The organism is Bradyrhizobium sp. USDA 4510, from assembly GCF_054059095.1.
The window spans coordinates 8,639,564-8,651,914 of the sequence record NZ_JBSSBT010000001.1 but is presented as its reverse complement, the minus strand read 5'-3'; the positions used below and the strand labels follow the sequence as shown (position 1 = coordinate 8,651,914).

The 12,351-nt window shown below is 65.2% G+C and carries 12 protein-coding genes; 9 read left to right on the top strand and 3 right to left on the bottom strand.

Features of this window, described 5'->3' with window-relative positions:
• Nucleotides 1-13: 13 nt before the first annotated feature.
• Entirely contained in the window at nucleotides 14-1,036 is a 1,023-nt protein-coding gene (locus ACVMDN_RS40100) for a 2-dehydropantoate 2-reductase (protein ID WP_076832803.1), read from the bottom strand.
• 151 nt (nucleotides 1,037-1,187) lie between these two features.
• Between ACVMDN_RS40100 and ACVMDN_RS40095 the strand changes: the two genes are divergently transcribed.
• Complete coding sequence (locus ACVMDN_RS40095; protein WP_076832806.1) at nucleotides 1,188-1,793, top strand: YidB family protein; 606 nt, start codon at nucleotides 1,188-1,190, stop codon at nucleotides 1,791-1,793.
• Between the two features lie 36 nt (nucleotides 1,794-1,829).
• Nucleotides 1,830-2,108: a GlsB/YeaQ/YmgE family stress response membrane protein gene (locus tag ACVMDN_RS40090; protein WP_024582682.1), complete on the top strand. Its 279-nt coding sequence runs from the start codon at nucleotides 1,830-1,832 to the stop codon at nucleotides 2,106-2,108.
• Between the two features lie 165 nt (nucleotides 2,109-2,273).
• On the opposite strand, the gene ACVMDN_RS40085 is transcribed toward ACVMDN_RS40090, so the two are convergent.
• Both ACVMDN_RS40085 and ACVMDN_RS40080 read right to left on the bottom strand, forming a co-directional pair.
• Nucleotides 2,274-3,056 carry an SDR family NAD(P)-dependent oxidoreductase gene (locus ACVMDN_RS40085; protein WP_076832902.1) on the bottom strand — a complete coding sequence of 261 codons (783 nt, stop codon included), beginning with the start codon at nucleotides 3,054-3,056 and terminating at the stop codon, nucleotides 2,274-2,276.
• A 92-nt stretch (nucleotides 3,057-3,148) separates the two neighbouring features.
• On the bottom strand, nucleotides 3,149-3,910 hold the full coding sequence (locus ACVMDN_RS40080; RefSeq protein ID WP_076832809.1) for an N-acyl homoserine lactonase family protein: 762 nt from the start codon (nucleotides 3,908-3,910) through the stop codon (nucleotides 3,149-3,151).
• Between the two features lie 111 nt (nucleotides 3,911-4,021).
• On the opposite strand from ACVMDN_RS40080, the gene ACVMDN_RS40075 reads away from it, so the two are divergent.
• The 7 genes from ACVMDN_RS40075 to ACVMDN_RS40045 all read left to right on the top strand — a co-directional run bounded on the left by ACVMDN_RS40075 (nucleotide 4,022) and on the right by ACVMDN_RS40045 (nucleotide 12,349).
• On the top strand, nucleotides 4,022-5,740 hold the full coding sequence (locus ACVMDN_RS40075) for an AMP-binding protein (RefSeq protein ID WP_057020162.1): 1,719 nt from the start codon (nucleotides 4,022-4,024) through the stop codon (nucleotides 5,738-5,740).
• A 15-nt stretch (nucleotides 5,741-5,755) separates the two neighbouring features.
• Nucleotides 5,756-6,973, top strand: a complete 1,218-nt coding sequence (locus ACVMDN_RS40070) for an ABC transporter substrate-binding protein (RefSeq protein ID WP_076832812.1) — start codon at nucleotides 5,756-5,758, stop codon at nucleotides 6,971-6,973.
• Between the two features lie 58 nt (nucleotides 6,974-7,031).
• Nucleotides 7,032-8,165, top strand: a complete 1,134-nt coding sequence (locus ACVMDN_RS40065) for an NADH:flavin oxidoreductase/NADH oxidase (RefSeq protein WP_076832814.1) — start codon at nucleotides 7,032-7,034, stop codon at nucleotides 8,163-8,165.
• A gap of 2 nt (nucleotides 8,166-8,167) precedes the next feature.
• On the top strand, nucleotides 8,168-9,019 hold the full coding sequence (locus ACVMDN_RS40060; RefSeq protein ID WP_057020165.1) for an IclR family transcriptional regulator: 852 nt from the start codon (nucleotides 8,168-8,170) through the stop codon (nucleotides 9,017-9,019).
• A 230-nt stretch (nucleotides 9,020-9,249) separates the two neighbouring features.
• Nucleotides 9,250-10,317 carry an acyl-CoA dehydrogenase family protein gene (locus tag ACVMDN_RS40055; protein WP_057020166.1) on the top strand — a complete coding sequence of 356 codons (1,068 nt, stop codon included), beginning with the start codon at nucleotides 9,250-9,252 and terminating at the stop codon, nucleotides 10,315-10,317.
• 30 nt (nucleotides 10,318-10,347) lie between these two features.
• Entirely contained in the window at nucleotides 10,348-11,508 is a 1,161-nt protein-coding gene (locus tag ACVMDN_RS40050; RefSeq protein WP_018269158.1) for an acyl-CoA dehydrogenase family protein, read from the top strand.
• Between the two features lie 40 nt (nucleotides 11,509-11,548).
• Nucleotides 11,549-12,349, top strand: a complete 801-nt coding sequence (locus tag ACVMDN_RS40045; protein ID WP_028341859.1) for an enoyl-CoA hydratase/isomerase family protein — start codon at nucleotides 11,549-11,551, stop codon at nucleotides 12,347-12,349.
• Nucleotides 12,350-12,351: the final 2 nt, after the last annotated feature.

Sequence of the window (12,351 nt, the reverse complement as noted above, 5' to 3'; positions counted from 1 at the left end):
ACGTGGCGGACGATCATCGGCGTTCATGGTCACTGCCATCGCGGATCTGTTCGGGCGTTAGCCCCGGCGAGCCCTTGCCGTCCGCCTCCGCCTTCCGGATCAGCGCGATGACGCGGCGCGACAATGGCGCCTCGAGCCCGCGGCGATCCGCGATCGCGGTAATCACGCCCTGCAAATAGTCGATCTCGGTGCGGCGGCCGCGCTGCAGATCCTCCCACATCGAGGAGCGCGCCTCGGGATCGATCTTCATGGTGCGGCCGAGCAGCATGTCGAACAGCGCATCGGGCAGCCGCAGCAAAGGCGGCATCCAGTTCGACGGCAGCGGCGTCGGCGACACCGGCGCAATGCCTTCGGCGCGCACCGCGGCCAGGCCCTCGGCCATCTGATCGGCAAGCAGTCGTCGCCAGCCGCGCTGCGCGAGCTGTTGCCGCAGCGGAATATTGGACAGCGCATTGAGCGCATTGTTGAGATTGACGACCAGTTTGCCCCACTGCACGCCGTCGATATTGCCAGTGGACTTGATCGCAAGACCCGGCACCGACAGCCGCGCCGCGGTGCCTGCGTCATCCTGCGCGATGACGATGTCGCCGGAGGTCGAGCGATGGAAGCGGCCGTCGCCGAGCGCGACCACGTTGAACGGCACCATGCCGCCGAGCACCCTGCGGCCCGGCAGAAGGTCGCGCAGCAGCGGCACATTGCCGACGCCATTCTGCAGGCTGATCACCGCGGCATCGCCAGGCGCGTGGCGCGCGATCGCATCGGCCATCGCAGCGGTATCGGCGCTCTTCACCGTCACCAGCACGGTCTGAACGTCGGACAAGATCGACGGATCGTCGGACACAATGAGCCGGTCCGCGGATACCGTCCGCTCGGAGCCGTCAAAGCTGCTGACCCGCAAGCCGTTGCCTGCGATCTCCTGGATCAGCCGCGGCCGCGCCAGCAGCACGACACGGCGCCCCGCAGCCGCGAGCGTGCCGCCGACGAAGCAGCCGATGCTTCCCGCGCCCGCAATGCCAATCGGCCGGTCCTGGTTCATCTGGCCAAACGTCCATTCATCATTGGCTCGATAGCAGACCTTGGGTTGCCTGCCTATTTCGACGCACCGCGGTCCGGGTGGCCCGCCTTGTAACCGTCATGGGCGGAAGCTATGTTTCCCGCTCGGGGCACGGTTGCGGCAGGAGACGATCATGGGTTTACTCGACGTACTCAATGGCATGCAGAACGGCCCGCGCGGTCCGAGCGCGCCAAGCACCTCATCCGACAGTTCGAGCGGCGGCGGAATGTCGCCGATGACGATGGCTATCCTCGCGCTGCTCGCCTGGAAGGCGGTCAAGCATTTCTCCGGCGGCCAGGCGGACGCGAGCGCCCCTGAGCCGAAGCCGGCGCAGGCGCCGCCGCTTCCTCCCGGCAACGTCACCGCAGGCCTGCCTGGCGGCGCCGGCAGCGGCGGGCTCGGCGATCTGCTGAAGGGCGGCCTTGGTGGCCTGCTCGCCGGCGGCGCAGCCGGCACCGTGCTCAGCGGCGGCCTCGGCGATCTGCTCAACCAGCTGCAGCAGAAGGGCCATGGCGACGCGGCCAATTCCTGGGTCAGCAACGGTCCCAACAAGCAGATCGCGCCCGGCGATCTCGCCAACGCGCTCGGCGCCGACCAGATCAACTCGCTGGCATCGCAGAGTGGCCTCTCGCGCGACGAACTGCTGCAGGGCCTCAGCCAATATCTGCCCGACGCGATCAATCACCTGACGCCGGACGGCCGGCTGCCAAGCGGCGACGAGTTGCACCGCAGGCTCTGACGGTAGCGTTGATTCCATCTGAGGAGGACGACAGTCATGGGCGGCATCATCTGGGTCATCATCGTCGGCTTTGTCGCGGGGATCATCGCGCGATTCCTGTCGCCGGGACCGAACAATCCAAGCGGCTTTATTCTCACCACCGTGCTCGGCATCGCCGGCGCGTTTCTTGCGACTTTCATCGGCCAGGCGATCGGCCATTACGGTCCCGAACAAGGTGCCGGCTTCATCACCGCCACGATCGGCGCTCTGGTGGTGCTGTTCATCTGGAATCGGCTGGTCGCGGCGCGCGTGATCCCGGATATCGGAAACAGGTGACGCCGTAGGCGTCATCCCGGAGCGATGCGAAGCATCGAATCCGGGATCTCGAGATTCCGGGTTCGATGCTAACGCATCGCCCCGGAATGACGGAACAACGACAGGTTCAAAATCAAAATGCCCGGGCCAGGCCCGGGCATTTTTCATTTGTGCAACGGCGCTCCGTCACTGAATCAGATGCATGCCGGCGTCCATGCGGACGAACTCACCGGTCATGTTGCTCGACGCCGGGCTCGCCAGGAAGCAGACCAGGTTGGCAATGTCTTCGGCCGTCGAGGCGACCTTCAGCGGCACGCGCGCCACCACGGCATCGCGCACCTGCTTGGCGCCGGCCTCGCCGCGGCCCTTGGTGAACCAGGGCGTATCTATATAGCCCGGACACACCGTGTTGACGCGGATCAACGGTGCCAACGCGCGCGCCAGCGACTGCGTCATGGTGTTGAGCGCGCCCTTGCTCGCGGCATAGGCGACCGACGAACCACCGCCGGAAATGCCTGCAACCGAGGAGACGTTGACCACAGCCGACGGACGGCTAGATGCCTTCGCGCCGGCTTCGAGCAGCGCGCGCGCGGCACGAACCATCTGGAACGGGCCGATGGTGTTGACGGCGTAGATGCGCTGGAAATCTTCCGCGGTCAGGCCGTCGAGATCGTGATGCGGCACGTGCTTGGTGGTGCCCGCATTGTTGACGAGCACGTCGAGGCGGCCCCAGCCCTGCGCGGCGGCTGCGATCTTCTTGCAGTCCTCATCGCGCGAGACGTCGCCCTGCACCACCAGCACCTCGGCGCCCTGCTTGCGGCAGACTTCCGCGGTCGCCTCGGCTTCCGCCTTGCTGTTGGAATAATTGATGATGAGGCGCGCGCCCTGCGTGGCGAGGATTTGCGCGGTGGCGGCGCCGAGTCCCGATGCCGATCCCGTCACGATCGCGCACAAACCATCCTTGGACATCTGCATTTTCCTTGTTGTTGTGAGCCAGATGAACTCCGGCGGCGGCACACCATATCGCGTGGAACGACATCTGCAAGCCGCGCCCAAAATCCTCACGTGTACGCGTTCAGGCCCTTTTGCAGGCTGGCCCACTGCGCTTCGTCATGGCCGCAGATGATCTTGACGCCGGACGCCTCGAGCCTGGCGATCTCGTCGAGCGACTTCAGGAACTGGCCGACGTCAAGGCTGTTCCTCGGCGAGGTCCGCTGGTCGAGATTGGCGCGCACACTGAGCGCGTCGGAGGCGAGCAGGAATTCGCCGCTGTTGTCGAGCTTGACCAGCGCGCCGGTCGTTCCCTTCGAGTGTCCGGGCAGCGGGACCAGCGTCAGCTTGCCGTCGCCGAACACATCCATCTGCTTGTCGAAGATCTCCATCTTCAGCGGATGATCCCAATCCGCCTTGATGTATCCGCGATCGAACGCGTTATCGGCATTCGCGGCCTCGATCTCGAGCGCGTGGACGAAGATCGTCGCCTTCTTGAAGAAGGCGTTGCAGCCGCAATGGTCGGTGTGCAGGTGGGAGCAGATCACCACGTCGATGTCATCAGCGCCAAGGCCAACGGCCTTCAGGCTCGTCAGCACATGATCATCCGCCGGCATGATCGGGCGCATGTATTTGGCGAGCGTGCCGAGCCGCCCTTCAGGATCGGTCGCGACATCGGGATGGCATCCGGTGTCGAACAGCACATTGCCCTGCGCATGCCGCAACAGCACGCAGGCGACCGGAAGCTCAATCATCTCGCCGCGCGCCGCATCGGGCAGATAGGTCCGCTTCGACATCTGGAGACGGCCGCCCGACAACATATGCATCTTCATCTCGTTACCTCCGCTTTTGGCTTCAAACTACATATGAGTTTTATGGAAACTCATAATGGATTTGACAGCATATTATTCGTCCTTATAGCTTCCGCGCAACGTCGCGATCGCATGACAAATGCGCTCAACGAAGCACCCGGGCTCCTTCGGATCGGCATCGTTGGCATCGATCAGCGGCCGTCGAAGGGAAGTTTCGCCACGATGTACACCGTGTTCAGCACGTTCGCTGCGACATCCGATGCGGCAGCGTTCAAACCCTTTCTCTGCATTCCCGCGCGTGCCGACCGCGCATACTTTCCCGACGGCGTCGAACTGTCCTATGGCGGCATCGCGCGGCAGGTCTGCGCGTTGCGCGATCAGTACCGTGCAGCAGGCTTCGGCCACGGCCACCGCGCCTGCCTGCTGCTGGAGAATCGCCCCGATTTCATCGTGCACTGGCTGGCGCTCAACGGCATCGGCGTTTCGATCGTTCCGATCAACCCGGCCTATCGCGCAGCGGAAATCGAATACCTGATCGCGCATGCCGAACCCGACCTGATCGTCACGCTGGCCGATCAGAAGGAATTGCAGAAGGCGCTGACCGGCGACGTTCCGCTGCTCACCGTCTCCGGTGACGATCTCGGCGCCAGCGTCGAGACAGTCCCGCACGCCCAGCGACCGCCACCGCGCGCCGACGAGCCGGGAAGCGAGACCGAGGCTGCGCTGCTGTACACGTCAGGCACGACGGCGCGTCCGAAGGGATGCATCCTGACCAATGAATACGTGGTCTCGACCGGCCGCTGGTACGTCAGCCACGGCGGCGAGGCGACGTATCATGCCGGAATGGAGCGCCTCTACAGCCCGCTGCCGCTGTTCCACATGGCCGGCCTGACGCTGACCCCGATCGCGATGATCTTGACCGGCGGCTGCCTGATCCTGCCGGAACGCTTCAACGCAAAGTTTGCCTGGCACGACATCGTCGCATGCCGCGCCAGCGTGCTGCATTATCTCGGCGTGATCGTCGCGGCCCTGCTGGCGCAGCCGGAGACGCCGGACGAGAAGGCCCATGCGCTGCGCTTCTCGATGGGCGTCGGCGCCAATCCCGAGCAGCGCGCGCGAGCCCGCGAGCGCTTCGGCATCCCCTTCGTCGAAGGCTGGGGCATGACGGAGACCGGGCGCAGTCCGTTCAACACGGTCGAGCCGCGCCATCTCGAGACCAACACCATCGGCCGCAGCGTACCGGGGCTCGAAATGACGATCCTCGATGCCGACGGCAATACGCTGCCGGCTGGCGCAGTCGGTGAACTCTGCGTGCGCCATTCGGAAGCGACGCCGCGGCGCGGCTTGTTCTCCGGCTATCTGAAGGACCCCGAGGCCACCGAGCAGGCCTGGCGCGGCGGCTGGTTTCACACCGGCGACAGCGCCTGGCAGCACGAGGACGGCGCCTTCGTGTTCGTCGACCGGCTGAAGCATCTGGTCCGGCGCGCCGGCGAGAACATCTCGGCGGCGGAGGTCGAGGCCGTGCTGACGACGTCGCCTCAGGTCAAGCAGGCCGCAGTCATCGCCGCGCGCGATCCGATCCGCGACGAGGAAGTTGCGGCCTTCATCGTGAGCAACGACGGCGCCGATGCTTCACGCGAGCTCGCGCAGGACATCTTCCGCTTCTGCCGCGAACGCCTGGCGGCGTTCAAGCTGCCGGCGTGGATCGCTTTCGTCGCCGAGTTGCCGCTGACCTCGACCAACAAGATCCAGAAGCACGTGCTGCTCGGCGCGGACAGGGATCCGCAGTCGCATCCGGGCATGATCGACCTGCGGCAAGACAAGACCAACGCCATAAGGCAATCGAACTAGAGGAAACCAGGGACAATGACATCGAGATACGGATGGATCGCCGCGAGCGCTGCAATCCTCTCAGTCGCCTTCGCCGCCGCGCCATCCCACGCGCAGATTTCCGACGACGCGGTGAAGATCGGCGTGCTGACCGATCAGGCCGGCCTCTACGCCGACGCCGCCGGCCCCGGAGCGGTCGAAGCGGTCCGGATGGCGATCGCGGATTTCGGCGGCAAGGTGCTGGGCAAGCCGATCGCGATGGTCGATGCCGACCATCAGAACAAGGCAGACATCGGCGCCGGCATCGCGCGGCGCTGGTATGAGCAGGAGAATGTCGACGTCATCGTCGATTTCGCCAATTCCGCCGTCGCCTTCGCCGTGCTCGAGCTCACCAAGCAGAAGAACAAGGCGATGCTGGTGTCGTCGGCCGGCTCCTCCGATCTGACCGGAAAGGGCTGCTCGGCGAATTCGGTGCAGTGGACCTACAACACCTATGCGCTCGCCAACAGCACGGTGCGGGCGCTGGCCAAGGAAGGCGCGAAGAGCTGGTACTTCGTCACGGTCGACTACGCCTTCGGCCACGCCCTGCGCAACGACGCGGCCAGGACCGTGGAGAAGGTCGGCGGCAGCATCGCCGGCGAGGTGCGGCATCCGCTCAACAGCATGGATTTCTCGTCCTATCTGCTGCAGGCCCAGAGCTCGAAGGCTGAGGTGATCGCCTTTGCCAACACCGGCGGCGACCTCGCCAACTCGATCCGGCAGGCGCAGGAATTCGGGATGGCGCATACGCAGAAGCTCGCGGCCTTCCTGATGCAGACCAGCGACATCCACGCGATCGGCTTGCAGGCCGCCCAGGGGCTGCAGCTCGCGACCGCCTTTTATTGGGATCTCGACGACAAGACCCGCGACTTTGCCGCGCGCTTCATGGCCAGGACCAAGAAGCGGCCGACCATGGTGCAGGCCGGCCTCTACTCCGCGGTGATGAACTATCTCAAGGCGGTCGAGAAGTCCGGCACCGACGACGGCCCCAAGGTGATCGCGCAGATGAAGGACATGCCGATCGACGATTTCTTTGCCCGCAACGCATTCCTGCGCGAGGACGGCCAGCTCATTCACGACATGTATCTCGTGCAGGTGAAATCGCCGGCCGAATCGAAGGGCGCCTGGGATTACGAGAAGCTGGTTCAGGTGATTCCGGGCAAGGAGGCGTTTGCGACGCCGGAGGAGAGCGCCTGTCCGCTGCTGAAGAAATGACTGCGCGCACGAATCCACGCACCACAGGCAAGAAACCACAGGCAAGGCTGGACATCCCATGACTGAGCTGCCGCTGCTGTTCACCCCGCTGCAACTGCGCGACCTCGAACTGAAAAACCGGATCATGGTCTCGCCGATGGCGACCTATTCGGCGCAGGAGGGGCGCGCCACCGATTGGCACACCGCGCATATCGGCAAGCTCGCCGCCGGCGGCGCCGGCCTCGTGTTCGTCGAGCAGAGCTCGGTGAACACCCAGGGGCGCATCACCCATGGATGCCTCGGCATCTGGGACGATGCGCACATCGCGGACCACGCCGCCCTCGCCGCGCTGATCCACAGCTTCAACGCCAAGGCCGCGATCCAGATCGCACATGGCGGCCGGAAAGGCTCCTCGCAGCGGCCGTGGGAAGGCGGCAACCCGCTCGGCGAAGCTGACATCAAGGCACGCGGCGAAGGCCCATGGCAGATCGCGGCCTCGAGCGGCATTCCCTTCGATGACGGCTGGCCGGCACCGCAGATGATGACTTCAGAGCAGATCGATGCCCTGGTGGACGACTATCGCCAGGCATTTCGTCGCGCCAGGGCGGCCGGCTATGACGTCATCGAGCTGCACTGCGCGCACGGCTATCTGATGCACTCGTTCCTGTCGCCGCTGGCGAACAACCGCAACGACGAGTATGGCGGGTCGCGCGAGAACCGCATGCGCCTGCCGCTGCGGATCGCGGCGATCATGCGCGAGGAGTGGCCCAGCCATCTGCCGGCCTTCGTCCGCATCTCGTCGGTCGACGGCGTCGACATCGGCTGGTCGATCGAGGACTCGATCGCGTTTGCGGCGGAGCTGAAGGCGATCGGGATCGACATGGTGGACTGCTCGTCGGGCGGCATGAAGCTACCGCGCGGCAATTCGCTGGTGTCGCGCACCCCGGGCTTCCAGGTGCCGTTCGCCGAGCGCATCCAGAAGGAAGTCGGCATGCCGACGGTGGCGGTCGGGCTGATCCGCGAACCGGACTACGCCGAAGCCATTTTGCGGGACGGCAAGGCGACGCTTATTGCGCTCGGCCGCGAACTGCTGTGGAATCCGAACTGGCCCGCGCAGACGGCGCTTGCGCTCGGATGCGATCCGGAGTGGACGAGTTGGCCGGAGCAATATGGCTGGTGGCTGAAGCGGCGGGTGGCGCAGCAGGGACGATAGCGATGCCGGTGGCGAAGAAGGATGTAGCGAAGGCCGGCGCGGCTGCCGGCGCGCGGTCTTTCGACGGCCCCGATTTCCCCGGCGACACCTCGCGCGACCTGCCGAAGATGGACAATGCAGTCAAGTCGGCGCGGCGCGTGTTCGACGTGCTCGAATTCTTCGAGGAGCACCAGCGCGCCGCCTCCGCGATCGAAGTCGCGGCCGCGCTCAAGTTCCCGCAATCCAGCACCTCGGCGTTGATGCGGACGATGACGGCGTTCGGCTATCTCCACTATGACACCAGCCGCCGCACCTATATCCCGACGCCGCGGATCTCGATGCTGGGGCACTGGCTGAGCCCGGCGTTGTTCACGAAGGGACGCCTGGTCAATCTGATGGAAGAGCTCTCCGCGCGGACCGGAGAGACCATCATGCTCGCGGTGCGCAACGGGCTCAGCGCGCAGTATGTCCATATCATTCAGGCCAAGCTGCCGATGCGGCTGTATGTCAAGGCCGGAACGCTGCGGCCGCTGGCGCGATCCGCGTCGGGTTACGCGCTGCTGTCGGCCTATCCGGACAAGGAGGTGCGCCGCCTGGTGCGCCTGATCAACGCCAACGAGAGCCGGCCCGATCGTCAGGTCGACATCAAGGCGCTGCTGCTTGAGCTGAAGAAGGTCCGCGCCAAGGGGCACGCTTTCTCGCTCGGCCTGGTCACGCCGGGCGCGGGCGCCGTCGCCATGAACCTGCCGCCGATTGCGGAATCGAACGAACCGCTGGTGCTGTGCGTGGCCGGATTGAACGACGCACTGGTCACCCAGGAGACCGAGTTCGCCGACCTGATGCGGAAGGCAATCGAGTTTCATCTGGCGGACTGAACTTATGTCGGCGGCCGGTTTGCGCGTGTGCGTGGCATACAAACGGGGACAATCGAAAGTTCACTATGCGGAATTCATGCGCCAAGTCCGGCTTCATGCCATCCGCGCAAGTGGCCCTGCGGGCAGCGCTTGTCACGGCTATGGCTTTTCCGCATCATTGAGCGCAAGACAACATCGCGAGCAGGGCATGGCCGAACAGCCAGCCCGAGCCAATCAACACGAGGAACGCTGTGGCGGAGAGTGAAAACATCGTCGCCGAGACCGCGGAAAAGATTTTCGCCGATCTCGCGGATGCCCAAACCATCAATCACGACAAGCAGGGCGCATGGAAGGCGCCGCTGTGGCAGGCGCTGACCGAAGCCGGCCTGCCGCTGTCCTGGGTGCCCGACGATCTCGGCGGTTCCGGCGCCAGCCTCGCCGAAGGATTCAGCGTCCTCAACGTCGCTGGGCGGCATGCGATCGCTGTTCCGCTGGCCGAAACAATGCTGGCCGGCTGGCTGCTGACGCAAGCCAGGATCGCCTCTCCCGAAGGCGAGATGACCGTGCTGCCGGCAAGCCCGAAGGACCGCGTGACGCTCAACGCCGACGGCTCGCTCTCCGGCCGCGCCCGCGGCGTGCCGTTCGCCAAGGACGCAAAACATTTCGCGGTGCTGGCTGAAGGCAATGGCGGCGTGTCGATCGCGCTGATCGATGCAGCGAAGTGCCGGATCGAATCCGGCATCGGGCTCGGCGGCGATCATAACGACATTGTCACGCTCGATAAGGTGCAGCCGGTCACGACCAGGCCGGCGCCGAAGGGTTTTGACCAGTCCACGCTGATGCTGATGGGCGGCGTGGTGCGCAGCCTGCAGATCGCCGGCGCGCTGGAAGCGATGCTCGACATTTCCGTGCGCTATTCCAATGAGCGCATCGCCTTCGAGAAGAAAATCTCGAAATTCCAGGCGGTGCAGCACAACCTCGCCCGGCTCGCCGGCGAAAACGCCGCGGCACTCGCTGCCGCAACCTCCGCGGCGGACACGATCGTGAATGCCAAGTCGCTGGACACTGATGCGGTGTTCCTGGAGGCCGCAGCGGCCAAGGTCCGCTGCTCGGAAGCGGCGGAGAAGGGCAGCGGCATCGCGCATCAGGTGCATGGCGCGATCGGCTTCACCATCGAGCACATCCTGCACCGCTATTCGCTGCGGGCGCTGGCCTGGCGCGACGATTTCGGCTCGGAGAGCTACTGGGCGGTCGAGCTCGGCAAGCTCGTCGCGAATCGTGGCGCCGATGAATTGTGGCCGCTGGTGGCTTCGCGCTGAGATCAGGCAGAAAGATCAGGACTGGACATCATGACTGCAGCCCTTCGTTTCGATCCGATCCGCCTGCCGGAAAAATGCGAGCAGCTCCGCAAGGAGGTGCGCGCCTTCCTCGCCGAGGAAATCGCCGCCGGCACCTTCGATCCCCACGCGCCGAACCGCGAGGACAATGACGCGCCGGAATTCTCCCGTCGCGTCGGCGCCAAGGGCTGGCTCGGCATGACCTGGCCGAAGAAATATGGCGGCCAGGAGCGCTCGTTCCTCGAGCGCTACGTGGTCACCGAGGAGATGCGGGTGGCGAACGCGCCGACCCGGCGCTTCTTCGTCGCCGACCGCCAGAGCGGGCCGGTGCTGCTGAAATACGCGCCCGAGCACATCAAGATGGACATCCTGCCGCGCATCTGCCGCGGCGAGGTCTGTTTCGCCATCGGCATGAGCGAGCCGAACTCCGGCTCTGACCTGTTCGCGGCGAAGACCCGCGCCACCAAGACCGACGGCGGCTATCTGATCAACGGCACCAAGATCTGGACCTCGTCGGCGCACATCGCCGACTACATGATCGCGATCTTCCGTACCTCGCCGCCGACCAAGGAAAACCGCCGCCACGGCCTGACCCAGTTCCTCGTCAAGATGAAGCAGCCGGGCATCCAGGTGAATCCGATCGGCCAGATCACCGGCCAGTTCGAGTTCAACGAGGTCGTGTTCACCGACTACTTCGTGCCCGACGATCACGTGCTGGGCGAGGTCGATGGCGCCTGGAAGCAGGCGACGTCGGAGCTCGCCTATGAGCGAAGTGGTCCCGAGCGCTTCCTCGAGACCTATTACGTGCTCACCGAGCTCGTGCGCGCGGTCGGCAAGAACCCGGACACCCGCAGCGCCGAGGGCATCGGACGCCTGGTGGCGCAGGTGCACACAATGCGCCGCATGTCGGTGTCGGTCGCCGGCATGCTGCAGGCCGGCAAGGAGCCGGTGGTGGAGGCCTCGATCGTCAAGGACATCGGCACGGTGTGGGAGCAGCAGCTGCCGCATCGCGTCCGCGATCTCGCCGCCTTCGTCGAGGAGACCGCGACCAACCGCGAGACGCTGGAAAAGCAGCTCGATTTCGCCATCAAGACCGCGCCCAAGCTGACGATCCAGGGCGGCACCACCGAAGTGCTGCGCGGCATCATCGCCCGCGGACTTGGCCTGCGCTAGCCGCGCGGGCTCGCCTGCGCTAATTCAACGAGGACAGATCATGACCAAGTACACTGATATCGGCGTCGAAACCCACGGCCATGTCGGCCTGATCGAAATCCGGAAACCCCCGCTGAACTTCTTCGACGTCGCGCTAATCAACCAGATCGCCGACGCGCTGGAGGAGTTCGACAACAATATCGAGATCCGCGCCTCGGTGCTGGCGGCGCAAGGCAAGGCGTTCTGCGCCGGTGCCAATTTCGGCGATCCGGCCCGCCAGGAGCAGGAGGAGCGCGCCAAGAGCGATCCGGCTTCCAACCTGCCGATCAACCATCTCTACGTTCAGGCGGTGCGCATCTTCCGCAACAAGAAGCCGATCGTCGCGGCGATCCATGGCGCCGCGATCGGCGGCGGCCTCGGCCTTGCCGTCTCCGCCGACTTCCGCGTCGCCTGCCCCGAGGCACGCTTTTCGGCCAACTTCACCAAGCTCGGCTTCCATCCGGGCTTCGGCCTGACCGCAACGCTGCCGGAACTGATCGGCAAGAACAATGCCGAGCTGATGTTCTACACCAGCCGCCGCGTCACCGGCGAAGAGGCCTATCGCTGGGGCCTCGCCAATGTGCTGGTGCCGCAGGATCAGGTGCGGGCGGAAGCGATGAAGCTCGCGCAGGAGATCGCCGAATGCTCGCCGCTCGGCCTGGTCTCGACCCGCGCCACCATGCGCGCCGGCCTCGCCGACCGCGTGCTCGCCGCAACCAACCATGAGCTCGCCGAGCAGACCAAGCTGCGCGCGACCGAAGACTTCAAGGAAGGCGTCAAGGCCACCGCCGAGCGTCGCGTCGCCAACTTCAAGGGGCGGTAGCC